Annotated in this window: 1 pseudogene; it reads right to left on the bottom strand. The window is 53.3% G+C overall.

The features are described 5' to 3' along the window. Positions 1 to 374: pseudogene (locus OKC40_RS22815) on the bottom strand (hypothetical protein); the annotation flags it as partial. Between the last annotated feature and the right edge of the window lie 269 nt (positions 375 to 643).

Here is a 643-nt window from a genome sequence, read left to right as displayed (position 1 = left end):
GCCCGAGAAACCCGAGCCGGAGCAGAAAGAGGCTGCTTAAAACAGCTTTGCGCGACAACTATCTTGAAAAACGCCGGTTCCAGCACATTGATCATGCCGAGGGCGAACATCACGGTGGGGATCAGGGTCAGGGCAAACAGGAAGCCGTCGCGGGCGCCGTTGCCCCCCTTGCCGCGCATGTCGGTCATGGCAGTCTTGAGGCCGTCGCCGTTCTCGCTGACGCTCTGTACCATGGTGCCGAACGAACCGTTCAGTGTGGTGAAGTCGAACACTCCGTACCACTGGTTGGACTGCAACAGTCCCGAAAAGAAGACGATGGCGAACGCCAGTGCCAGGTAACTGCCTATCGTTACCGAGCGTGATTTGTCAGTCATGATTTAGCTCCATCTGAATAAATATTTAATCGCTCGCAGTATGAATGATGCAATCGTCAGTAAATTGATGGCGGTCAAACTGGCGCACTGTCTTTGGTGTTTGTTGTGGTTTATGTGATGGCGATCGTTGCTTTGATGGATAAAAATCCGGTTTTTACAGGGATTTTTGAATGGCAGTGTTATGCGGGCGGTATGGGGTTCTAGGGATTTTCCGTCCAAAAACGACAAAGTGCTCTGGAGGCCACGCCGTCCGCGGCCTCCAGAGGGGT

The sequence above is a fragment of the Aeromonas sp. QDB11 genome (genome assembly GCF_027705265.1).
Classification (GTDB): Bacteria; Pseudomonadota; Gammaproteobacteria; order Enterobacterales; family Aeromonadaceae; genus Aeromonas; species Aeromonas allosaccharophila.
This window is presented reverse-complemented; position numbering and strand designations above follow the sequence as displayed.